19 protein-coding genes are annotated in these 22,528 nt (G+C 54.3%); 8 read left to right on the top strand and 11 right to left on the bottom strand.

What is annotated here, in order from left to right:
- The first annotated feature begins 95 nt into the window (after positions 1-95).
- On the top strand, positions 96-2,090 hold the full coding sequence (gene tkt / locus O6D90_RS06680) for a transketolase (protein WP_016157105.1): 1,995 nt from the start codon (positions 96-98) through the stop codon (positions 2,088-2,090).
- On the opposite strand, the gene O6D90_RS06675 is transcribed toward tkt, so the two are convergent.
- The 3 genes from O6D90_RS06675 to aegA all read right to left on the bottom strand — a co-directional run bounded on the left by O6D90_RS06675 (position 2,080) and on the right by aegA (position 5,959).
- Complete coding sequence (locus O6D90_RS06675) at positions 2,080-3,123, bottom strand: DUF1176 domain-containing protein (protein ID WP_016157106.1); 1,044 nt, start codon at positions 3,121-3,123, stop codon at positions 2,080-2,082. The two genes, tkt and O6D90_RS06675, sit on opposite strands and share 11 nt — an antisense overlap.
- Positions 3,124-3,246: 123 nt before the next feature.
- The gene (nudK, locus tag O6D90_RS06670) at positions 3,247-3,822 is read right to left on the bottom strand and encodes a GDP-mannose pyrophosphatase NudK (RefSeq protein WP_016157107.1); all 576 of its coding nucleotides are present in this window, start codon (positions 3,820-3,822) and stop codon (positions 3,247-3,249) included.
- 157 nt (positions 3,823-3,979) lie between these two features.
- Positions 3,980-5,959, bottom strand: coding sequence for a formate-dependent uric acid utilization protein AegA (gene aegA / locus O6D90_RS06665; RefSeq protein WP_016157108.1), 1,980 nt, complete (start codon positions 5,957-5,959; stop codon positions 3,980-3,982).
- A 263-nt stretch (positions 5,960-6,222) separates the two neighbouring features.
- Here aegA and narQ point away from each other — a divergent pair, with 263 nt between their 5' ends.
- The gene (gene narQ, locus O6D90_RS06660; protein WP_016157109.1) at positions 6,223-7,920 is read left to right on the top strand and encodes a nitrate/nitrite two-component system sensor histidine kinase NarQ; all 1,698 of its coding nucleotides are present in this window, start codon (positions 6,223-6,225) and stop codon (positions 7,918-7,920) included.
- A 184-nt stretch (positions 7,921-8,104) separates the two neighbouring features.
- Positions 8,105-11,218, top strand: a complete 3,114-nt coding sequence (acrD, locus tag O6D90_RS06655; protein WP_016153965.1) for a multidrug efflux RND transporter permease AcrD — start codon at positions 8,105-8,107, stop codon at positions 11,216-11,218.
- Positions 11,219-11,293: 75 nt separating this feature from the next.
- Here the strand turns inward: acrD and ypfM are convergent, their stop codons facing one another.
- A complete protein-coding gene (gene ypfM, locus O6D90_RS06650) occupies positions 11,294-11,353 on the bottom strand; it encodes a protein YpfM (protein WP_001386977.1) in 60 nt (19 codons plus the stop codon).
- A gap of 389 nt (positions 11,354-11,742) precedes the next feature.
- Between ypfM and O6D90_RS06645 the strand changes: the two genes are divergently transcribed.
- The 3 genes from O6D90_RS06645 to O6D90_RS06635 are packed head-to-tail and all read left to right on the top strand — an operon-like array spanning position 11,743 to position 13,458.
- Positions 11,743-12,099, top strand: coding sequence for an ArsC family reductase (locus O6D90_RS06645; RefSeq protein WP_016153966.1), 357 nt, complete (start codon positions 11,743-11,745; stop codon positions 12,097-12,099).
- A 3-nt stretch (positions 12,100-12,102) separates the two neighbouring features.
- The gene (gene dapE / locus O6D90_RS06640; protein WP_016153967.1) at positions 12,103-13,230 is read left to right on the top strand and encodes a succinyl-diaminopimelate desuccinylase; all 1,128 of its coding nucleotides are present in this window, start codon (positions 12,103-12,105) and stop codon (positions 13,228-13,230) included.
- A gap of 27 nt (positions 13,231-13,257) precedes the next feature.
- Complete coding sequence (locus O6D90_RS06635) at positions 13,258-13,458, top strand: YpfN family protein (protein WP_003835080.1); 201 nt, start codon at positions 13,258-13,260, stop codon at positions 13,456-13,458.
- Positions 13,459-13,506: 48 nt separating this feature from the next.
- Here the strand turns inward: O6D90_RS06635 and ypfH are convergent, their stop codons facing one another.
- From ypfH to dapA, 6 genes are all read right to left on the bottom strand, one after another.
- Entirely contained in the window at positions 13,507-14,205 is a 699-nt protein-coding gene (ypfH, locus tag O6D90_RS06630; protein WP_016157110.1) for an esterase, read from the bottom strand.
- A gap of 73 nt (positions 14,206-14,278) precedes the next feature.
- On the bottom strand, positions 14,279-16,294 hold the full coding sequence (locus O6D90_RS06625; protein WP_016157111.1) for a tRNA(Met) cytidine acetyltransferase TmcA: 2,016 nt from the start codon (positions 16,292-16,294) through the stop codon (positions 14,279-14,281).
- 15 nt (positions 16,295-16,309) lie between these two features.
- The gene (gene ypfJ, locus O6D90_RS06620; RefSeq protein ID WP_016157112.1) at positions 16,310-17,176 is read right to left on the bottom strand and encodes a KPN_02809 family neutral zinc metallopeptidase; all 867 of its coding nucleotides are present in this window, start codon (positions 17,174-17,176) and stop codon (positions 16,310-16,312) included.
- A gap of 128 nt (positions 17,177-17,304) precedes the next feature.
- Positions 17,305-18,018 (bottom strand): phosphoribosylaminoimidazolesuccinocarboxamide synthase, encoded by a 714-nt coding sequence (purC, locus tag O6D90_RS06615; protein WP_003835086.1) that lies wholly within the window; start codon positions 18,016-18,018, stop codon positions 17,305-17,307.
- A 111-nt stretch (positions 18,019-18,129) separates the two neighbouring features.
- On the bottom strand, positions 18,130-19,164 hold the full coding sequence (bamC, locus tag O6D90_RS06610) for an outer membrane protein assembly factor BamC (RefSeq protein WP_016153971.1): 1,035 nt from the start codon (positions 19,162-19,164) through the stop codon (positions 18,130-18,132).
- A gap of 16 nt (positions 19,165-19,180) precedes the next feature.
- Complete coding sequence (gene dapA / locus O6D90_RS06605) at positions 19,181-20,059, bottom strand: 4-hydroxy-tetrahydrodipicolinate synthase (protein WP_016153972.1); 879 nt, start codon at positions 20,057-20,059, stop codon at positions 19,181-19,183.
- Between the two features lie 145 nt (positions 20,060-20,204).
- Between dapA and O6D90_RS06600 the strand changes: the two genes are divergently transcribed.
- Entirely contained in the window at positions 20,205-20,777 is a 573-nt protein-coding gene (locus O6D90_RS06600) for a glycine cleavage system transcriptional repressor (RefSeq protein WP_019077363.1), read from the top strand.
- A complete protein-coding gene (bcp, locus tag O6D90_RS06595; protein ID WP_003835095.1) occupies positions 20,777-21,247 on the top strand; it encodes a thioredoxin-dependent thiol peroxidase in 471 nt (156 codons plus the stop codon). The genes O6D90_RS06600 and bcp overlap by 1 nt, the downstream gene beginning before the upstream one ends.
- A 115-nt stretch (positions 21,248-21,362) precedes the next feature.
- On the opposite strand, the gene iadA is transcribed toward bcp, so the two are convergent.
- Complete coding sequence (gene iadA, locus O6D90_RS06590; protein ID WP_016157114.1) at positions 21,363-22,526, bottom strand: beta-aspartyl-peptidase; 1,164 nt, start codon at positions 22,524-22,526, stop codon at positions 21,363-21,365.
- Between the last annotated feature and the right edge of the window lie 2 nt (positions 22,527-22,528).

Genomic DNA, 22,528 nt, shown 5'->3' with positions numbered 1-22,528 from the left:
GTCTGCTATGCTTTTTGCTGACAACACCCGCAATTATCTCAAAAGTGTGAATCACAACACGCATCTAACACTTTACTTTTCAAGGAGTATTTCCTATGACCCGTAAAGAGCTTGCCAATGCCATTCGTGCGCTAAGTATGGATGCCGTCCAAAAAGCTAACTCTGGCCACCCTGGCGCACCAATGGGGATGGCCGATATCGCCGAAGTGCTGTGGAACGATTTCCTGCGCCATAACCCGTCCGATCCCACCTGGTACGATCGTGACCGGTTTATTTTATCCAATGGCCACGCCTCAATGCTGCTTTACAGCCTGTTGCATCTTTCCGGCTACAACCTGCCGCTCGAAGAGTTAAAGAACTTCCGCCAGCTCCATTCGAAGACGCCAGGACACCCGGAAATTGGCTATACGCCGGGCGTGGAGACCACCACCGGACCGTTGGGTCAGGGTTTAGCCAACGCTGTCGGAATGGCGATTGCAGAACGCACGCTGGCGGCGCAGTTTAACCAGCCAGACCACGAGATTGTTAATCACTATACCTGGGTCTTTATGGGCGACGGCTGTCTGATGGAGGGCATTTCTCACGAAGTGTGCTCGCTGGCGGGCACCCTGGGACTTGGCAAACTCATCGGCTTTTACGATCACAACGGCATCTCAATTGATGGCGAAACCGACGGCTGGTTTACCGACGATACCGCGAAACGCTTTGAGGCCTATCACTGGCATGTGGTGCACGAGATTGACGGTCATGACCCTGAGGCGGTGAAAAAAGCGATTCAGGAAGCACAGGCCGTTACCGATAAACCGTCGCTGATTATCTGCCGCACGGTGATTGGTTTTGGTTCACCGAATAAAGCCGGGAAAGAAGAAGCGCACGGCGCGGCGCTGGGTGAAGAAGAAGTGGCGCTGACCCGGCAGAAGTTGGGGTGGCATCATCCTGCCTTTGAAATCCCCAAAGAGATTTACCGGGCGTGGGACGCTCGTGAAAAAGGCGAGAAAGCCCAACAGAGCTGGAATGAGAAATTCGCCGCTTATCGACATGCGCATCCGGATCTGGCGGCAGAGTTTACCCGCAGGATGAGCGGTGGACTGCCGGAAGAGTGGGAAGAAACGACCCAGAAATATATCACCGAACTGCAGGCCAATCCGGCCAAAATCGCCACCCGTAAGGCCTCGCAAAATACCCTGAACGCCTACGGGCCGATACTGCCTGAGCTGCTTGGCGGTTCGGCGGATCTGGCGCCCAGCAACCTGACCATCTGGAAAGGCTCCACTTCTCTTAAAGAGGATCATGCAGGAAATTACATCCACTACGGCGTGCGGGAATTTGGCATGACCGCGATTGCCAACGGTATCGCTCACCACGGGGGCTTCGTACCGTACACCGCAACGTTCCTGATGTTTGTCGAATATGCCCGTAATGCCGCACGCATGGCGGCGCTGATGAAAGCCCGACAAATCATGGTTTATACTCACGACTCGATTGGCCTTGGGGAAGATGGTCCCACGCACCAGGCCGTCGAACAGCTCGCCAGCCTGCGTCTGACGCCTAATTTCAGCACCTGGCGACCCTGCGATCAGGTTGAAGCGGCGGTAGGCTGGAAGCTGGCGGTCGAACGCCATGACGGGCCAACGGCGCTGATCCTCTCGCGGCAAAATCTGGCGCAGGTTGAGCGGACGCCTGAGCAAGTGCAGCAGATTGCCCGCGGCGGCTATGTGCTGAAGGATGGCGGGGGTAAGCCGGATGTTATCCTGATTGCTACCGGTTCAGAAATGGAAATCACGCTGCTGGCGGCGGAAAAACTGACCGGTGAAGGTCGTAACGTGCGGGTGGTTTCTCTGCCCTCAACCGATATTTTCGACGCCCAGGATGAGGCGTACAGGGAATCGGTCCTCCCCTCAAACGTCAGCGCGCGCGTGGCGGTAGAAGCAGGAATTGCCGACTACTGGTACAAATATGTTGGGCTGAAAGGGGCGATTGTCGGTATGACGGGTTATGGGGAGTCGGCTCCGGCAGACAAGCTGTTCCCGTTCTTCGGCTTTACGGTGGATAACATTGTCGACAAAGCGCATAAGGTGCTTAACGTGTGATCCACAGCGTGGGCCAGGCATCTGGCCCATGCCAGTTATCGCAGCTTGGCTCTTGGGCATAGCGCACCAGACGAAAACGCTGACCGTCGTAGCGCCAGCGAGTCTGGATACCGCAATCTGCCAACCCTCGTCCTTTAGCGAGGGTTACCAGCTCGCGCGACTTCTCATCAAACGTGGCGTTGGTCAGCTCCATATCGCGACTTTCCGCATCCGTTTTAAAAGGCAGGCTTAGCCGTACCGCCCGTGACGTCAACGGGGTAGTACGTGAAACCACCCACGCCAGATCGATGGTGTTATATGCCCCGGCTTCACAGCCGATCATCAGCAGCGCTTTATCATCCGTTAAGGCCGTGACGCGCATCTCGCGACGCAGCGGATCGATCGAACAGCGAATACCGTTGATCCGCCAGTTACCGTAATCCAGCAATTCACTGCGCTCTTGTTGCGTGAGAGGCGTTGGCGTTGGGTTAATCACAGCCACGCCTTTTAAAGCAGGAGCGGGAGGTACGCTGAGCGGAGGCTCGTCGCCTTTTTCAATCCATGCGGTTTCGCTGCCGACCCGTTTTTGCTGGGCGTCGATAAAAAGCAGCGCGGCTTTTAGCCCGACCAGGGACAGGTTTTGCGTCCCTTTTTGCAGGGTTATCGCATTCGCGTCCTGTACGGTTGTTAAAAATGCGCTGATGGTGGCCGGATCATCGGTCATCAGCTGCCAGGGGGTAATACGCCAGTGTTCACCGCGAAGCGGGAGCGGCGCGCCATCCAGTAGCAGACGTGGCGCAATATCGCTCTCTTTGGCTGTGGGCGATTCCAGCCCACCCAGTTCAATACGCAACACGGCGTCGGTATGTGCCCCGGCACTGCGGCTCAAGGTCATGACCAGGCCGTGATGTTCTCCGGTATTGCGCGCCACGCAAAAGTTTTGGTTATTGCACGTCACCTGCCAGTCAGAAAACGTCTGTTGCGCGGGCGCGGCCCACAGCAAACGGACGGGTAACAACCCGAGCAGGAAAAGTAAAATAACGCGATAGCGCATGGACGGTACAACCCCGAAGTCAAAACACACAGCCTAAGCGGTATCTTCCTTGCGCGACTGATGTGGCTCAATAAGAATCGTCGGATTGGCCGAAAATTTGTAAAGAAATATAAATCCCGCGCATTAGTCCATGAGATGCGACGATTGCAAATAGTTCAGCAATAGCACCGTCTTACCGTCACGGATCTCACCCGTTTTAATCATTTCCAGCGCCTGGGTGAACGGCAGCTCCAGAACCTCAATATCTTCATCTTCCACCCCTCCGCCCGCATTTGCCCGCTGGCTGTCGCTGTATTGCGCAATAAAGAAATGAATTATCTCCGTCACGCCGCCCGGCGACATATAGAGCTCAAACAGCTTACGCACTTCACCCACTTCAAAGCCGGTCTCTTCAATGGCCTCTTTCCGAATGCACGCTTCCGGTTCGTCGTTATCCAGCAGCCCGGCGCAGGTTTCAATCAGTTGACCGCTTTCATTACCATTGACCCAGGTGGCGACGCGAAACTGGCGGATGAGCACCACCGTTTTCTTCTCCGGGTTATACAGCAGGATAGTGGCGCCGTTGCCGCGATCGTAAACCTCGCGTTTGTGACGAATCACCTCTCCATTGCTACGGGTCAGGTCATAGGTGATATTGCGCAGGATGAAGTAGTTATCGGAAAGGACTTTATCTTTGATGAGGGTAATTTTTTGCGACATACCGGCTCCACAGCAAGAAGTGAGAAATAATACTACGCCGTGAAACCGGGTTTGTCTTGGTGCAATGTCGGCCTGATAAGCGAAGCGCCATCAGGCAATTATGCGGCACAGAGCCGGATAGCAACGCTAACGCGCCTTATCCGGCCTTCTTAGCGACTTAGTGAGATTTGACTGATTTTACGCCCAGCCAGTCGACGATCCCTTGGGCGGCATGCCGTCCTTCCGCCATGGCCGTAACCACCAGATCCGCACCGCGTACCGCGTCACCACCAGCGAAGATTTTCGGGTTACTGGTTTGATAACGGTATGCGCTTTCAACATTGGCGGCTATGCGCCCCCAGTTATCGACCTTAACCCCATGCGTCTCCAGCCACGGCATGCCATGTGGGTGAAAACCAAACGCCATGATCACCGCATCTGCGGGCATGACAAACTCACTCCCGGCGAGGGGAACCGGGCGACGACGTCCCTGCGCGTCTGGCTCGCCAAGCTGGGTACGTAAAAAACGCACGCCGCTGACTCGCCCATCATCATGTAACACCAGCTCAACCGGCTGGACGTTAAACTCGAAGTTAGCCCCCTCTTCCCGGGCGTTCTTCACCTCTTTTTTCGAACCGGGCATGTTGGCTTCATCACGACGATAAGCGCAGGTCACCTGGCGTGCGCCATGACGCAGCGCGGTACGCACGCAGTCCATTGCCGTATCGCCTCCGCCCAGTACAACCACGTTCAGTCCGGCGGTGTCGATGAACGGCTCTTCAGGCAGTTCATCCAGCCCCATCACCTGCTTGGTGTTGGCAATCAGGAACGGTAACGCGTCATAAACGCCAGGCGCGTCTTCATTCGGCAGATCCGCCTTCATGGAACGATAGGTTCCTACGCCCACGAACACGGCATCGTAATCCTCCAGCAGCGCCGACAGCGCCACATCCTTACCCACTTCACAGTTAAGTTCGAAATGAATACCCATGGCGCTGAAGATTTCACGGCGGCGGGCCAGCAGCGATTTGTCCAGCTTGAAGGCCGGAATGCCGAACGTCAGCAAACCGCCGATTTCAGGGTGGCGATCGTATACGGTGGCGCTGACTCCGCTGCGCGCCAGCACATCCGCGCAGGCCAGACCCGCCGGACCCGCGCCGATGATAGCAACGCGCTTATCCACTTTCTGCACGTGGCTTAAGTCCGGTCGCCATCCTTTGCTCAGGGCCCGATCAGAGATGTAACGCTCAATATTTCCGATAGTGACCGCCCCATGCTCGCTACGCACCGTACATGCCCCTTCGCAAAGTCGGTCCTGCGGACATACGCGCCCGGTCACTTCCGGCAGGCAGTTGGTCTGGTGAGAAAGCTCAACCGCCGCATCGATATTCCCGGCTTTGACCAGTTCAATCCACTGCGGAATATGGTTATGCAATGGGCAGGTCCATTCGCAAATACTGTGGTCGCCGCATTTCAGGCAGCGGGACGCTTCCCGTTCCGCCTGCGCCGTACGAAACGGCAGATAGATCTCCTCAAAGCTGGTTTTACGGGCCTCAATTGCCAGCTTATCCGGCTCACCACGCGCAGGCGTCGCCTGCATTTGCTCACGTTTGGTAATTTTATGCGAAACGAAATCGGTGGCGTTGGCGTGCCAGGGCTGGCTTTCCAGACTGGCGGTGCGTAGCCTGCGCGCTTTTGACAGACCAGTAAGCGAATTTTCCGTCACCAGTTGTAACGCTTGTGCCGGACAGTTCTCTACACAGGCAGGCCCTTGTTCGCGTCCCTGACACAAATCGCATTTGTGCGCAGTGGCTTTCACCTTCCCTTTAGCGACAGGAGTGAGTACGATCTGCATCGTGCCGAAAGGACAAGCAACGACGCACGATTTACAGCCAATACACTTTTTCGGGTTCACCTGAACGCTGTCGTTATCATGGCTGATTGCCCCGTTCGGGCAACTTCTGGCGCAGGGCGCATCTTCACAGTGATGGCAGGTTACCGCACTGCGCTGCTGCTGATGCTTGATGACGGTAATTCGGGGCTGGAAATGCCGTTGACTCAGGACATGCTGCTCGCCATTGTGAGCCATGACGCAGGCGACCTCACAGGCATGGCATCCCAGGCACTGCTGGCTATTAACCATAATAAAACGATTCATGGCTTCCTTCTTTTTTGGTTGCAAAAACCTTATTCTTTATATGAGTGTTGTTATTAACCGACACGGAAGGAAGCGGCAATGTTCATTTGCCCAGGAAGCACAACTATTTATCCAGAACCTGTGGCAGATCAATTTATTTCATCGCATATGAAATTGCGTTTCAGTTACCATCCAGTTTCATGGCGTTTTATTAACATTTATCAAATACACCGCATCGTTCGGGCTGTTTTAAGGCGCGACGTGTATTGTGTGAGGATGCACAAGTGACGGTAAAGCGTCCGGTCTCGGCCAGTCTGGCTAAAGCTTTTTTCTACATAGTGCTGTTGTCGATTCTCTCAACGGGTATTGCGCTGCTCACGCTGACCAGCAGCTTACGAGATGCCGAAGCCATCAACGTGGCTGGCTCATTGCGCATGCAAAGTTACCGTCTGGGTTACGATCTGCAAAGCCAAAGTCCGCAGCTTAACGCTCACCGCCAGCTTTTCCAGCAGGCGCTAAACTCGCCAGCACTACAGAACCTGAACGCGTGGTACGTGCCTCAAGCGGTAAAAAGTCGCTATGGACGTCTACATGCAAACTGGCTGGAAATGAACGCCCGTCTGATCGATGGCGATTTAAATTGGTACCAGAGCAATATCAATAACTATGTCGATCAAATCGATCTCTTCGTGCTGGCGCTGCAACATTATGCCGAACGCAAAGTGATGCTGGTTTTTGGTATTTCACTGGCGGGCGGGATCGGCATTTTCACCCTCGTTTTCTTTACCTTACGGCGTATTCGCCAGCAGGTGGTGCGTCCGCTGAATAAGCTGGTGGTGGCCAGCCAGCACATTGAACACGGTCAGTTTGACATCCCCTCGCTGGATACTGATTTGCCCAACGAACTCGGGTTGTTGGGCAAGACCTTCAGCCAGATGTCGAGTGAATTACACAAGCTGTACCGCTCACTGGAAGCGTCTGTCGCTGAGAAGACCCACGATCTCCACGAAGCTAATCGTCGTCTGGAAGTGTTGTATCAGTGCTCTCAGGCGTTAAATACCAGTCAGATTGATGTGTACTGCTTCCGCCATATTTTACAGATCGTCCGCGAGCATGACGCCGCCTATTTCCTGGAACTCACCGTCGGAGATAACTGGCGAATTAGCGAAGGCGCAAAAAGCCCCGAGCTGCCGATGCAGATCCTGCCGGTCACCATGCAGGAAACCGTCTACGGTGAACTGCACTGGCAAAGCCCGAACGTCAATGCTTCTACCCCGCTGCTTAACAGCGTCTCCTCGATGCTGGGTCGCGGGTTGTACTTCAACCAAGCGCAAAAACATTTTCAGCAGCTGTTGTTAATGGAGGAGCGCGCGACGATTGCGCGCGAGCTGCACGACTCGCTGGCGCAAGTGCTCTCTTATTTACGCATTCAGCTCACGCTGCTGAAGCGTTCGATTCCCGAAGATAACGCCCCAGCGCAAAGCATTATGGCGGATTTCTCTCAGGCGCTGAACGACGCCTACCGCCAGCTACGCGAACTGCTCACCACCTTCCGCCTGACTTTACAGCAGGCCGATCTCCCCTCCGCCCTGCATGAAATGCTGGAAACGCTGCAAAATCAGACCTCGGCTAAACTGACGCTTGATTGCCGGTTACCGACCCTGGCGCTGGACGCGCAAATGCAGGTGCATCTGCTGCAGATCGTCCGTGAAGCGGTGCTGAACGCGATTAAACATGCCAGCGCAACCGAAATTGCCGTCAGTTGCGTGACCGCGCCGGATGGTAATCACACGGTTTATATTCGCGATAACGGCATCGGCATTGGCGAGCCGCATGAGCCTTCGGGGCACTATGGGTTAAATATTATGCGCGAGCGGGCGGAAAGGCTGAGCGGCACGCTGACTTTCTCTCAACCCTCCGGAGGGGGAACGCTGGTGAGTATCAGTTTTCGTTCGGCAGAATCCGACGGAGAGCTAACGTAAAGAACCGCAAAGCGCCGTCGGTTCTCGATCCAGGCCTGACGGCGTTGGCACGAAAGGTATGCTGTAAACGGGCATGATAATTTACATTATCTTCTTTTTTTCTCCACGTTTGCCCCGTACCTTGCCGCTAAAGTGAAGCAATTCACACCCATAACGATACGCAGAAACACGAGGTCCCCTTTTAATGGCGAATTTTTTCATCGATCGCCCCATTTTTGCCTGGGTGTTAGCAATCCTGTTGTGCCTGACAGGAGCCCTGGCTATTTTTTCGCTGCCCGTTGAGCAATATCCCGATCTGGCACCGCCAAACGTGCGGGTAACCGCGAACTACCCTGGCGCGTCCGCACAAACCCTGGAAAATACCGTCACCCAGGTTATCGAGCAGAACATGACTGGTCTCGATAATCTGATGTACATGTCGTCGCAGAGCAGCGGGACAGGCCAGGCGTCAGTTACGCTGAGCTTCCTCGCGGGAACCGATCCTGATGAAGCCGTCCAGCAGGTGCAAAACCAGCTGCAATCGGCAATGCGTAAGCTGCCGCAGGCGGTACAGAATCAAGGGGTCACGGTGCGCAAGACCGGGGACACCAATATTCTGACTATCGCCTTCGTCTCCACCGATGGCTCAATGGATAAGCAGGACATCGCCGACTACGTCGCCAGTAATATCCAGGATCCGCTCAGTCGTATAAACGGCGTGGGCGATATTGACGCCTACGGTTCACAATATTCCATGCGTATCTGGCTCGACCCGGTCAAACTTAACAGCTTCCAGATGACCGCCAAAGATGTGACCGATGCTATCGAATCACAGAATGCGCAGATTGCCGTCGGGCAACTTGGCGGCACGCCTTCGGTAGACAAACAAGCGCTGAATGCGACAATCAACGCCCAGTCGCTGCTGCAGACTCCGGATGAATTCCGCGCGATTACGCTACGCGTCAACCAGGACGGCTCAGAAGTTAAACTGGGTGATGTGGCGACGGTCGAAATGGGTGCGGAAAAGTACGACTATCTCAGCCGCTTCAACGGCCACCCGGCTTCCGGTCTGGGGGTAAAACTGGCCTCCGGTGCCAATGAAATGGCAACGGCGGAGCTGGTTATCGACCGCCTGAACGAGCTCTCACAGTATTTTCCGCACGGGCTGGAATACAAGGTGGCGTATGAAACTACCTCCTTTGTCAAAGCCTCAATCATCGACGTGGTGAAAACACTGCTGGAAGCGATCGCGCTGGTATTCCTTGTGATGTACCTGTTCCTGCAAAACTTCCGCGCCACGCTGATTCCTACAATCGCCGTTCCCGTCGTCCTGATGGGTACTTTTTCCGTGCTCTACGCCTTTGGCTACAGCGTTAACACCCTGACGATGTTTGCGATGGTGCTGGCGATCGGCTTGCTGGTCGATGATGCCATTGTGGTGGTGGAAAACGTCGAGCGTATTATGAGTGAGGAAGGCCTCTCGCCGCGGGAAGCGACGCGGAAATCGATGGGGCAAATCCAGGGCGCGCTGGTCGGTATCGCCATGGTGCTGTCGGCGGTGTTTATCCCGATGGCCTTCTTCGGCGGCACTACCGGGGCTATTTACCGCCAGTTCTCGATTACCATCGTCTCCGCAATGGTTCTTTCAGTTCTGGTGGCGATGATCCTCACCCCTGCCCTGTGCGCCACTCTGCTCAAACCGCTACATAAAGGCGAGCATCACGGGCAAACCGGTTTCTTTGGCTGGTTTAACCGGATGTTTAACCGCAACGCCGAACGCTACGAAAAAGGCGTCGCCAGGATCCTGCACCGCAGCCTGCGCTGGATACTGATTTACGGCCTGCTGCTCGGCGGTATGGTTTTCCTGTTCCTGCGCCTGCCAACCTCCTTCCTGCCGCTCGAAGACCGCGGCATGTTTACCACCTCGATACAGTTGCCCAGCGGCTCCACGCAGCAGCAAACATTGAAAGTGGTTGAGGAAGTGGAGAAGTATTACTTCACCCATGAGAAAGACAACATTACGTCGGTCTTTTCCACGGTCGGTTCCGGCCCCGGCGGGAACGGTCAAAACGTGGCGCGGATGTTTGTCCGCTTAAAAGACTGGGATGATCGCGACACCACCACCGGAACCTCTTTCGCCATCATCGAGCGCGCGACCAAAGCCTTTAATAAGATTAAGGAAGCCCGCGTCTTCGCCAGCAGCCCTCCGGCGATTAGCGGTCTCGGGAGCTCTGCCGGTTTCGATATGGAGCTGCAAGATCACGCCGGTGCGGGCCATGATGCGTTAATGGCCGCGCGCGACAAGCTGATTGAGCTGGCCGGGAAAGACGCGTCTCTGACCCGCGTTCGTCATAATGGTCTGGACGACAGCCCGCAGTTGCAAATTGATATCGATCAGCGCAAAGCCCAGGCGCTGGGCGTTTCCATTGATGACATCAACGACACCTTGCAAACGGCCTGGGGCTCCAGCTACGTCAATGACTTTATGGACCGGGGTCGCGTGAAGAAGGTTTACGTGCAGGCGGCGGCAAAATATCGCATGCTCCCGGACGACATCAATCTGTGGTACGTCCGCAATAATAGCGGCGGCATGGTGCCTTTCTCGGCCTTTGCCACGTCGCGCTGGGAAACGGGTTCACCGCGTCTGGAACGCTATAACGGCTACTCCGCCGTCGAGATTGTTGGCGAAGCCGCCCCAGGCGTCAGTACCGGTACGGCGATGGACATTATGGAATCGCTGGTCCACCAGTTGCCGACCGGATTCGGCCTCGAATGGACCGCGATGTCTTACCAGGAACGGCTGTCGGGCTCTCAGGCGCCAGCTCTGTACGCCATTTCTTTGCTGGTGGTGTTCCTGTGTCTGGCGGCTCTGTACGAAAGCTGGTCGGTTCCCTTCTCCGTCATGCTGGTTGTACCGCTGGGGGTCATTGGCGCGCTGCTCGCTACCTGGATGCGCGGTCTGGAAAACGACGTGTACTTTCAGGTCGGATTACTCACCGTTATCGGGCTTTCGGCGAAGAACGCAATATTGATTGTTGAATTCGCCAATGAGATGAACGAGAAAGGTCACGACTTGCTCGACGCCACGCTGCATGCCTGTCGCCAACGCTTACGCCCAATTCTGATGACGTCACTGGCGTTTATCTTTGGGGTGTTGCCGATGACCATCAGCAGTGGTGCAGGTTCCGGCGGTCAACATGCGGTGGGGACTGGCGTAATGGGCGGGATGATTTCAGCCACAGTCCTGGCGATTTACTTCGTTCCTCTGTTCTTTGTGCTGGTACGCAGACGCTTCCCGTTGAAGCCACGCCCAGAATAATCGGACACAAAAAAGGCGACTTACGTTGAGTCGCCTTTTATTATCCTTTGCAGGATATGAATTTCTTCCAGAAAATTATTTACGAAGCATCACTTCGATAAAGTCTTTCCAGTTCCCCAGTTCACGTTCAATCATAACAACCTCTCTTATTATTATGGGCATTCTACGAAATCATCATCATAAAAAGAAGATCATTTAACCAATGGTTGCGATTACATCCTCCAGTGTTCGGGGGTATATGTAATCACTATGCGCTAACCCCATAAATTTTATGTGACTTACTGCAATATTTTGAAATATTCATACATCATCTACGACTTTGGCAATTCTGATGGAAAAACAGGCTGATGCAAACAGGCAAATTCTGATTTTCAGTTTCCCGTGAATTTTGGAACTTTCAGGAATCATTATTCACCATTCAACAACAATGTTATATTTTTCTATAACGGTTCGATGACAATATGTATTATTCATGTTTATAGAACACGAGAATAAATATTCAAATTACGTCAATAAGGATTCAAATGATCACCCTCTACGGCATTAAGAATTGCGATACGATTAAAAAAGCCAGACGCTGGCTGGAAGACAATGGGGTCGACTACCGCTTCCATGATTATCGCGTCGACGGCCTGGACAACGCGTTATTACACGCCTTTATCAGCGAATTAGGTTGGGAGGCGCTGCTCAATACACGTGGAACCACCTGGCGCAAACTGGATGAAGCCACACGTAACCAAATCACCGATGCGTCCTCTGCTGCTGCATTGATGATTGAAATGCCTGCAATTATCAAACGCCCATTGCTCTGCGCGCCGGGTAAGCCTATGCTGCTTGGCTTTAGTGAATCCAGTTATACGCAGTTTTTTAATGAGGTATAGTCTATGTCGTGCCCGGTTATTGAGCTGACACAGCAGCTTATTCGCCGTCCTTCCCTGAGCCCGGATGATGCCGGGTGCCAGGCGTTAATGATTGAACGCCTGCGCGCGGTAGGTTTTACCGTTGAGCGTATGGATTTTGGTGACACACAGAATTTTTGGGCATGGCGCGGCAAAGGTGAGACTCTGGCATTTGCCGGTCACACTGACGTAGTGCCTGTCGGCGATGTCGATCGTTGGATTAATCCACCGTTCGAACCGACCATTCGCGATGGCATGTTGTTCGGGCGTGGCGCAGCCGATATGAAAGGCTCACTGGCGGCAATGGTCGTGGCCGCAGAACGTTTTGTCGCCCAGCATCCGAACCATCAGGGTCGTCTGGCGTTTTTGATAACCTCTGACGAAGAGGCCAGCGCCCAAAACGGCACCGTAAAAGTGGTTGAAGCACTTATGGCACGCAATGAACGACTGGATTATTGTCTGGTTGGCGAGCCGTCCAGCACGGAAATCGTTGGCGACGTGGTGAAAAATGGGCGTCGTGGTTCACTGACCTGCAATCTGACCATTCACGGCGTGCAGGGCCACGTAGCCTACCCACATCTGGCCGATAACCCGGTACACCGCGCGGCGCCAATGCTTAATGAACTGGTGGCGATTGAGTGGGATCAGGGCAACGAATTCTTCCCGGCGACCAGCATGCAGATTGCCAATATTCAGGCAGGAACCGGCAGCAACAATGTTATTCCCGGCGAACTGTTTATCCAGTTCAACTTCCGTTTCAGCACCGAATTAAACGATGAAATGATTAAGTCCCGGGTGCTGGAACTGCTGGAGAAACATCAGTTGCGTTATACCGTCGACTGGTGGCTTTCCGGTCAGCCGTTCCTGACCGCACGCGGTAAACTGGTGGATGCGGTGGTGAACGCCATTGAGCACTATAATGAGATTAAACCGCAGTTACTGACTACAGGCGGGACGTCCGACGGGCGTTTTATTGCCCGCATGGGGGCACAGGTAGTAGAACTGGGGCCGGTCAACGCGACCATTCATAAAATTAATGAATGTGTTAATGCCGCCGACCTGCAGCTGCTTGCCCGTATGTATCAACGTATCATGGAGCAACTCGTCGCCTGATGAGTGTTCCTGTAAGAGGAAATGAGCATGGACTGGCTGGCAAAATACTGGTGGATTCTAGTGTTGGTGTTTCTGGTAGGCGTATTGCTGAACGTGATTAAAGATCTCAAGCGCGTCGACCACAAGAAATTTCTTGCCAATAAGCCGGAGCTTCCCCCGCATCGTGATTTTAACGATAAATGGGATGACGACGACGATTGGCCAAACAAGGATCAACCGAAGAAATAAGCCAACGCAGGCCGAATGGCGGTTTCACATCGCCATCCGGCCTGCGAGTTAAATCATCTCAATCACATCATCATCGTGAGGCTTACCGCCGCTCAGCGCTTCATCAAAGTAGTGCTTCGGTACGGTAAAACGCAGGTGGTCGAGCGCAAACTGCATACTGCGTTCATCAATGGCGTGCCCCAGATTTTCGACGATATCCAGCGTCACATCCCCACCGGCACGTATTAACGCCTCCTGCGCGGCAACGGCATGAGATAACTCAATCACCCGGTCTTCACCGCCGTGAATCAAATGCACCGTCGTCGCGGTAGTTGCAACCTCCGGCAACGTGGCATAGCGACCATTAAAGGCGATGACCCGCGACGCCAGCCCTGGCTCGGCTTTAATACTCTCAAGCGACATAATCGAGCCCTGAGAAAAACCAATCAGCGCGGTCGCCTGAGGCGAAACGCCGCTTTGCTTCTGCCAGTAGCGAACGGTTTCGATAAAGACCGGCATAATCGCGTCAATACGCGCCTGGCGGTTCTCTTCCGTTATCCCCTGTACCGAAAACCACTGACGCCCGGAAGTCGTACCATAAGGCTCTGCCCCGCCAATGCTGACGATTAGCGCATCTGGAAACAGCGGCGCAAACCAGGAGCCAATTTCGCCCATGGCAACCGGGTTATCGCCGACGCCATGAAACAGCAACAAGAGCTGTTGAGCGGGTTTATCGGGACTTTGAACAACAAAATGGTCATGTTTCATGGCGATCTCCTTAACTGATGAGAATCATTCTACGCCGCTTAACCGCAATGACCATGCCAGGAAATTGAAGAAGTCAGTGAAAAAATTGCCATTGCATAATGCGATTATGTAGCCGTTGTTCACGTTCAGCATCCAGCTGTTTTAAGGCCTGCGCCGCCTCGGCGCGCTGAACTGCCAACAGCGCTTTGCGACCCGATATTTTCAGCTGTTGGCACAATTCAGCATCGCTGCGTTGAGCCTGTATACGCCCGCGCAATGCCGGAAGAGGCAACTCGCTGCGCTCAAGCAAACGACTCAGACAACCTAATGATGTCAGTAATGGTCGATGCGCGAAGGCAAACCCAGCCAGCTCACCCCAGTCATCCTCATTAAGCGTAGTCTCTTTCAGCGGTACCAGCGGAATGCGCTCTGCGTTCCACTGAGCAAGAATCTCCGCATCCCGTCGCAGGCGCAGGTGCGCCCGCCGGGCAAGGCATTTTCCCGCTTCGCTGATGGGCAGCACCGCCATAGCGGTATAACAGCCGCTGCTGGCTTCCCGATGATTACCCATCCGTACCAGGACAAAACCGCAGCGCTGCCAGAAACGCCATAATTCAGCCGTATAACCAAAGCTGACGGACAGATAGTCGCACTGCGTGCAATAGTGCCGGGCCTGCAGAATCAGCTGTTGCCCAATACCTTCTCTTTGACGTGCGGGATGAACCGCAATTCGACTGACCCGCCGCCCGACGAGCGTCGCTGCCAATGGGTCTCCGCCGTGCGCCGCCAGTGACTGCGCAACCAAATTTCCTCTTGGTCGGCGATATCCGGCCCAGACGGCCTGGCTTAATTCTGCGGATAATCCCCCCTCGTCGACCAGCCAGACGGCGCCCGCCACCGAGTCAGCAGCCGAAGCCTGAAGAAAATGCTGACCCGGCGCGTCCATCATTCGCCGCAGATCCAGTGGCGAGGTGCGATAATGCGCGCCGGAAAGCAGCTGATATACCGCTAACGGCAGCGCCGGGTTTGTCTGCCATGAGAGTTGCTCAAATTCCGAGAAGCTAAGCTCCCCCAAGGGGGCATGCGCAAAGGTTTCGTCGTCAAACACCAGCGCATCGCTGACGATTTTCTCCAGCGGACATCCCTGCGCCCAGCGTACGGGTTGTTGCAACTCATAGCGTCGAAGATGGGGAAAGCGGGCGCAGAATTTCAGCAAAAAGCCTCTGCCGGTTCCCTCGTAGCCCTGTACGGTGGTGGTTAACAGCGTACGAGGGAAACGCGCAACCAGTTGGTGTAGCAGCGGCGCGGGGATCGCGGCGGCTTCATCCACAATCAGCCAGTCTGCGGTTGCAGAGCTGCTTAACAGCGCATCCGGGGCCATAAAGCGGTATCGCTCTGCGGCAAATTGCGCCAGCACATCCGTTGCCGCTTTAGCAGGCGCGGTGACAATCGCGGTCCCGTTGATACGTGCTATCAGTTGCCCTGCCAGAGCCGATTTGCCCCGGCCACGTGCAGCTGTGACCGCAGCCACGCCGGGAGGCATATCCAGCAACTGGGTTAAAATCATCGCCTGTTCAGGCTGAGGGTAACCGGTTGCCGCGTGCCAGACTGCACGAACAGGAAAACGCGGGCTGGAAACTGCGTGATGCTGCTGCCAGTGCAGAGCCTGTCCGTCACGGGAAATCACCCGTTTGACATGTTCAACAAAGTGCGGCGTTGGGATAGGTTCAGCACAGTCGCTCCAGCGCAGTGAATCCACGTCCGGATGCGTGTGCCAGGTATGCCAGGGGGGAGTCAGCAAAACCAGCCAGCTCCCGGCGATCAGCGTTCCGCTTAAGGCGGCAAACGCCGCAGCGTCAAATCCCTGCCCGGCGTCAAAAACCGCATGACGAAACTCGCGGCCTAATAACGTTTGCAGCGCCTGTGGCGTACAGTTTGGCTCAGCAGGGGCGGGTGCGCCCACCCATAACCAGTCGCCGGGTAACGTGTCGCGTAGCGCTAATGCCCGCTCCTGACACCAGTTCCCCTCGCCACTGATAATCAGCAGACGACGGATCCCTTCGTGGGCCATCTGTTCGGTTAACGCGCTCAGCGCCGTATTATCAGACATCCCTGCCTCAGTAGCTTAAATGCCTTTACCAAAAGTATTACATTGTCCCGGATCGCCGCTGTCAAAACCGCGTTTGAACCAGCTAAGCCGCTGCTCAGAAGTGCCGTGGGTAAAGCTGTCCGGCACAACGCGTCCTTGTCCCTGCTGCTGCAGGCGATCGTCGCCAATGGCCTGAGCGGCGTTCAGCGCTTCTGCCAGGTCGCCGGACTCCAGCACGCCTTGCTGCTGCATACTGTTGCCCCAGACGCCGGCAAAGCAGTCCGCCTGCAGTTCCATACGTACGGAAAGACGGTTCACCTCAGCCTGTGAGGCATTCTGCTGCATCTGGCGAATTTTCGGTTCAATACCCAGCAGTTTCTGCACGTGGTGGCCCACTTCATGGGCGATAACATAGCCCTGAGCAAAATCACCATCGGCGCCCAGCTTGTTTTTCATGTCATCATAAAATGAGAGGTCGATATACACCGTACCATCCGCCGGGCAGTAAAACGGCCCCATCACCGACTGACCCGCGCCACAGCCGGTACGCGTCGCTCCGCGATACATTACCAGCTTCGGCTGTTGGTAGGTCCGGCCCATTTTTTCAAACTGCTGCCCCCAGGTATCTTCCGTGGTGGCCAGAATCACCGAGGTAAATTTTGCTGCTTCATCATCATTTGGGCTGATGGAGTGTGATGATTGCTGTTGGGAAACTGGCTGGCCGGTCATTAATCCGGTGAGATCCACGCCATAATATCCCGCCACCAGCACCACAATCAGCAGGATGATGCCGCCTTTACCACTGGGCAAACGAAAACCAGGGCCGCCTATAGAAGGGCCGCCACCGGAGCTATTTCGTCTGTCTTCCACATTGTCACTTTCACGACGCCCTTGCCAGCGCATAATCACCTCAACTTTTTATTCATTATGATGATGATCGTAGGCGCTTCGGAACAGGATTACCATAAGAAACAGTAATCAAAATCGGCGGGATTGATGAGCCGGAGAGCGATCGCCGGCTCAGGGGAGGATTAGTCTAACTTCACACCCAGACGATGCGCGACGGCTTCATAGGCTTCGATCAGGCCGCCCAGGCTCTGGCGGAAGCGATCTTTGTCCATTTTATCCAGCGTTTCTTTGTCCCACAGACGGCTGCCGTCCGGTGAGAACTCATCGCCCAGGACCACTTCACCTTTATACAAACCAAATTCAAGTTTGAAGTCGACCAGAATCAGACCGGCATCATCAAACATCTTTTTCAGCACGTCGTTGGCTTTGTAGGTCAGCTCTTTCATACGCGCCAGATTCTCTTTGCTCACCCAACCAAAAGTTTCGCAATAGGAATCGTTAATCATTGGATCGTGCATAGCATCGTTTTTCAGGAACAGATCAAACAGCGGCGGATTCAGTTCAATACCTTCCTCAACGCCTAAACGCTTAACCAGGGAACCTGCTGCGCGGTTACGAACCACACATTCAACCGGTACCATCTCCAGTTTTTTCACCAGACATTCAGTATCGGAAAGCAGTCGCTCCATCTGGGTAGGAATGCCCGCTTCTTGCAGTTTAGTCATAATGAAATGGTTGAACTTGTTGTTCACCATGCCTTTACGATCAAACTGTTCAATGCGCGCGCCATCCCCTGCTGACGTATCATTGCGGAATTCGAGCACCAACAGGTCCGGGTTTTCCGTGCTGTATACGGTCTTCGCTTTACCACGATACAACTCAGCTTGCTTTTGCATCTTTATTACTCCTGGGTGTGAATTAACGATAAATATTGCGTTTTTCTGCCGACGCACACGTTTGCGTATCATATCAGAAAAAAAGGGCTGGAGTTATCCAGCCCTTTATTTTTACTTACTGAACGCTGCCTGGAAGACGGCGACCAGCGCGTCGTTCTGGCTTTGCGTCAGGGTATGCCCCTTCGGATCGATAAACTGCAAGCTACTGCGGTTGTCTAAATCACCGACCTGCAGTTTATAGTCGCCGGATACCAGACCCGGATCGCTTGCGCCCAGCTCCTGCCAGTTGCTATCAGACAGTGGTTTGTAGGTCACGGCGATGCTGCCCTGAGAACGGGTGCTATCGGTCACTTTCATCCCCACTTTCTCAAGCGCTGCCGGCAGACGCTGCCATACCACGTTGAACGGTCCACGTACCACCAGCATCGGTAAACCGGTGTCATCGGCAGCACTCTGAACATCCATGGTGGCGGCAGAGCGGTTCTGCGCGGCATTCGCGGCATCAGTGGCGTTCTTATCCAGACCTGCGGAGATAACGTTCATCATCTCAGCGCTGTAACGCTGCATTGATGCTGGATCAGCTACGGGTTTACCCGCCTGCTCGAGGTTAATCAGTTTCACCGTTACCGCTTGCTGATAGCCCTGCGGTTTAACCGAGATTTGATAACGTCCACGGTACTGCTCGTCTTCATCCAGACGGTTCCAGTTAACCCAGTCGGTGGTCAACGTCTGGCTGGCATCATCACGTTTGGTGATCGTGTAGTTTTTAGACTGAATGACGCTAACGACCTGTGGCCACAGCGTGTTGCCACGACCATTTTCCACCAGTAATGTCGACGTATCACCCGCGATCTGAGTGCGAGCACCGGTGACTAGTGCTAACGGCTGAGCCGGCGGGCGAATGTCCAGCGCTTTACCAACGGCACCGCTGCCGTTGGTGACCGGGATATTATAGTCACCCGACATAACCGGCAGAATCATCCCAGCTGGAGCGTGAAGCTCAGCAAGCGGTGCGGCCTCCAGATAGGATTCATCACCGCTCACCTGGCGCTTATAACGCGAGTCAGAACTACAGGCCGCGAGCAACATAACAAGCGAAACACCCGCAACCTTGGCCAGGCGCGACTTTTGTACTGAGTAAGCCATCAAATCTCCCTAAACTTTACAGCAAACCGGCATGCTTAAGCGCCGCTTTGACGATTTCACGAGCATTATCCGTGATTGGCGTCATCGGCAGACGTAGCGTATCGGTCGCCACAAGTCCCAACTCCTTACACGCCCATTTCACTGGGATAGGATTGGGTTCGACAAATAGTTTGTTGTGTAACGGCATCAGACGCTGGTTAATCACCCGCGCCTCGGCAAAGTTCCCGGCTGCCGCCAGTTTGCACATTTCGGCCATATCGCGTGCCGCAACGTTAGACGTCACGGAAATCACGCCATGACCACCGAGCTGCATAAAATCCAGTCCGGTCGCGTCATCACCGCTGAGCAGAATAAAGTCGTCTGAAACCAGCTCTTTGATCTGGTGAACGCGACTTAAGTTCCCCGTGGCCTCTTTAATAGCGATAATATTTTTTACTTTCGCCAGGCGACCAACGGTTTCCGGCAACATATCGCAGCCGGTACGGGACGGTACATTATACAGAATTTGCGGCAGGTCAGTATGTTCAGCGATGGCTTTGAAATGCTGGAACAAACCTTCCTGGGTTGGGCGGTTGTAGTAAGGCGTCACCGTCAGGCAGCCGACAACACCACTGTCGTTGAAACGCTGCGTCAGACTAATGGCTTCCGCGGTCGCATTAGCGCCGGTTCCGGCAATCACCGGAATACGCCCGTCGGCCAGCTCCAGGGTCATCATCACCACATCGCCATGTTCATCATGACTCAGGGTGGCAGACTCACCGGTGGTGCCAACCGAAACGATCGCCGAGGTGCCGCTGGCGACATGATAATCAATCAGTTTTTTCAGGCTCGACCGGCAGACTTTACCTTTCTCATCCATCGGCGTAACAAGCGCGACAATACTTCCCGTGAACATGGGCCATCCTCTGTGCAAACAAGTGTCTCAATGGTACGTTTGGTACGACAATAAAAGCAAGCGACCAGAGCCGTTCTGATTGTTGTATGCATGTTTTTTTTATGCTTTCCTTATGATTACCTCACCGCTCAAAGGAAGAACAGGTTTGACATCGTCATCGCAACACTATCTGGTCATTACTGCGCTGGGTGCTGACCGCCCGGGAATTGTGAACACCATCACACGTCATGTCAGCAGTTGCGGCTGTAATATCGAAGACAGCCGACTGGCCATGCTGGGTGACGAGTTCACGTTTATCATGTTGCTGTCGGGCACCTGGAATGCCATAACCCTAATTGAATCAACCTTGCCGTTGAAAGGTGCAGAGCTGGATTTACTGATTGTGATGAAGCGCACGACCGCACGCCCCCGTCCGGCGATGCCCGCTACGGTATGGGTGCAGGTCGATGTTCCTGATTCTCCGCATTTGATTGAACGCTTTACCGCCCTGTTTGACAGCCACCAAATGAATATTGCGGAATTGGTTTCACGCACGCAACCGGCTGAGAACGAAAAGGCGGCACAGCTGTTTATTCAAATTACCGCACATAGTCCTGCGTCACATGATTCGGCAAATATTGAAGATGCGTTTAAAGCACTCTGTACAGAACTCAATGCGCAAGGCAGTATTAACGTCGTCAATTACTCACAGCATGATGAACAGGATGGAGTTAAGTAATGAACCCACTGAAAGCCGGTGATATCGCACCGAAATTTAGCTTGCCGGATCAAGACGGAGAACAAGTAAATTTAACCGACTTCCAGGGACAGCGTGTTCTGGTTTATTTTTACCCGAAAGCCATGACACCCGGCTGTACCGTACAGGCCTGCGGCCTGCGCGATAACATGGATGAGTTAAAAAAAGCAGGTGTTGAAGTGCTGGGAATCAGCACCGATAAACCAGAGAAGCTTTCCCGATTCGCGGAGAAAGAAGTCCTTAACTTCACGCTCCTGTCCGACGAAGATCACCAGGTTTGCGAGCAGTTCGGCGTCTGGGGTGAGAAGTCATTTATGGGCAAAACCTATGATGGCATCCACCGCATCAGCTTCCTGATTGATGCTGAAGGGAAAATTGAGCATGTGTTTGATGACTTCAAAACCAGCAACCACCACGACGTGGTAATGAACTGGCTGAAAGAGAACGCCTGATTTACATTTTGCCGGATAGCGCCTGATGGTGACGCCACGCGTCTTATCAGGCCACCATCCGCATAACTCCGTAGCCGGATAAGGCGTTTACGCCGCCATCCGGCATCAACGTCGTTTATTCAAACGTCCCTTTTACACAGGCTTTTTTCTCTCTGACGACGGCTTTTCCCTTCGCCCACAGGTGATGAACTTCAAGCGCATCATTGAGCACCAGAATGTCGGCATCGCATCCCACCGCCAGACGCCCTTTATGTTCCAGTCCCAAAAATTCTGCGACCGTTCGCGTCAGCGGACACAGCGCCAATTCCAGCGGTATGGCATGAACCTTCACCAACTGGCGCACTGTTTCAGCCAGTGATTCAAACCCTGCGACACCGATGCCGGTAAGATTACCGTAGTCATCAAATTCCGGCTGGCTACCGTTGCCGTCTGAACTCAAGGTAATACGCGACAGCGGCACGTTCTGGCGTAGCGCCGTGGCGATAGCCGTGGCCGGGTCGACGGGTTCATCAATGCTGCTGGTAATGTCGATATAACCGCCTTTGCGGGCATACTCCAGCGCCGACTGAAACAGCGGTTCCGCACGATTGACGTGTGTGGGCAGCAGCTTGGTAATCGGTACATCGCAACTTTCGAGGATCTGGTACAACGGCTCCAGCATGCGCGGGCTGTCGCCCATATGGAAGACGCTAATCCCCGGCTTGCGCCCTAACAATCCGCCAACGCGCGACTGCGCCGCCATGTTTGCCAGCGCCGAGGTGTCCGGGGCTGAAGAACGATGGTCCGAAACAGCACATTTCACGCCAATGATTTTATCGATCAGCGCCACATCGCGATCGATACTGCCGGTGATGGTCGGGGAAGGCAGAGAATACGCCCCGGTCAGCATCCATGCGCTGATGCCTTCAAATTCCAGCGCGCGGGTTTTCGCCAGCAGCGATTCAGGGTGACGGGTAATACCATCTGTCCCCAGCAATCCCACCACCGAGGTGACGCCAGCTTCAACCAGCCGCGACAAGCGCACTTCCGGCGTGCGGGTGTGCGGCCCCGCTTCTCCGCCGCCGCCAATCAGATGGACGTGTTGATCGATAAATCCTGGGCACACAATCGCACCGTCAAGATTGATACACTCGCAGCCAGGAAAATCGTCAGGGGAAATCGACGGCGCGATGGCAACAATTTTGCTGTCAGACACCAGTATATCCTGGCGTCCTAAGTCTTCCGGCGCGTACATGTGTCCCTGCTGGAACAACGTCAAATTAAGAATGGAACAGCTCATAA

Source organism: Citrobacter sp. 21OH12SH02A-Citro (genome assembly GCF_027919895.1).
Classification (GTDB): domain Bacteria; phylum Pseudomonadota; class Gammaproteobacteria; order Enterobacterales; family Enterobacteriaceae; genus Citrobacter; species Citrobacter braakii.
Note: the sequence above shows the minus strand (reverse complement) of the source record. Positions and strands in the feature narration are given on the sequence as shown.